The organism is Ileibacterium valens, assembly GCF_001945525.1.
In the GTDB taxonomy this organism is placed as follows: Bacteria; Bacillota_I; Bacilli_A; order Erysipelotrichales; family Erysipelotrichaceae; genus Ileibacterium; species Ileibacterium valens.
This window is the reverse complement of record NZ_MPJW01000001.1, coordinates 1-1,387: the sequence shown is the minus strand read 5'-3', so window position 1 is coordinate 1,387 and position 1,387 is coordinate 1. Positions and strand designations below refer to the sequence as shown.

Below are 1,387 nucleotides of genomic sequence, written 5' to 3'. Positions count from 1 at the left end.
GAAAAGGCGGAAATCTTCCGTTTCCGACTTTCCTGAGAGGAAAGCTGGAGCACAGAGAAGATTTCCGCCTTTGATGGTATTCAGGGATAACCGGGAATAAAAGCCCGTGCAAATTTCAAAAGGTTACGTTCAATCTTACACAGTTCGCGGCCGATTTATCATTGATGGATTATTTTTATGGTTGATGATATTATTTAGCAATCATTAATAAGTCACCTAATTGTCAGAGCCTACTCTGATCAAGGATAAAATGGCCTGGATGAATCGGATTCAGGCGCCCGGCTTAAAGAAAGGATGCAATATTATGAATCAGGAACTGGATTTCAGAGAAGATCGGACTCAGGAAGGGAAATATTCAACAGAAAGTGAATTGATTGAACTTGATGGACGACTGCTTTCATTGCAGGAAAGATATAAACAGATTCAGGAAGGTGTGCTCGCAGCCTGGCTTTGCAGAGAAGACCTTGAAGTACTGAGTGATTATATGAACAACGGATTTATGGATGATTATGATAATTATGAAACAGAAGTCCTGCAGCCATCTGAAGAAAATAAAAAAGAATATCCAATTTTAAAAAGCGGCTTGCTTTCTCAGGATACGCTTTATGATGTGATCAGTGAATTTCATTCTCTGGCTGAAGATATGAAAAATGCCGCGGATGAACTGCTTTTTGCCATTGAAAATACTGAAGAAGAAGTCGATGAAGATTACGAATTCAAGGTTGAAAAAATCTGGGATGAGCTTTCAAGTCTCAATGGCGAAGATCACTAATCCAGAATGCCTATTGACGCTTTTAAGAATGTCACTCTTCATTTCATAAGGAAGAGAATAATTAGCTGGTAAAGAAATCGATTAAAACGATTAAAAACTGAATTAAGCTGATAAATTTTGCCGAAAAATTCGCAGGAAGCAAAAGAAAGATTGTTCTTTCTGAATCAATTGATAGAATGTCTTCTGTCATGATTGTTTGCTTGCGATCTCCTAAAATCTATTTCGCAGCATTCAACGGAGAAACGTTGTAACCTTTTGAAATTTGCACGGGCTTAGATCCTCCGGTTCCAGTCGATATTCTGTATTCGACTAGAACTGGAGGATTTTATGCATAATTATCTGTTTTCCAAATCCCGTGAACTGAATCAGGAACAGTGGATGAACCTGGTTGATCAATATCAGGTGTCAGGTCTGACTCAGGCTGGCTTCTGCGTCCAAAACGGCCTGGCTTTATCCACCTTCCAGTACTGGCGAAGAAAAGCTGCCGCCGTATCGCCTGCTTCAGCGGCTCTTGAATTCGTAGAAATTGACAGGACGGTCTTCCTGGATTTGGAAGGATCAGACGAGAGTCCAAAGCCGGTGATTGAAATCACTGACAGCGACCGAACGATCCGT

2 protein-coding genes are annotated in these 1,387 nt (G+C 40.6%); both read left to right on the top strand.

The features are described 5' to 3' along the window. Nucleotides 1-220: 220 nt before the first annotated feature. Nucleotides 221-772, top strand: coding sequence for a hypothetical protein (locus tag BO222_RS00010; protein ID WP_158024519.1), 552 nt, complete (start codon nt 221-223; stop codon nt 770-772). A gap of 327 nt (nt 773-1,099) precedes the next feature. Then, nucleotides 1,100-1,387, top strand: a 288-nt coding sequence (tnpA, locus tag BO222_RS00005) for an IS66 family insertion sequence element accessory protein TnpA (protein ID WP_198931968.1), incomplete at its 3' end; no start/stop codon positions are given.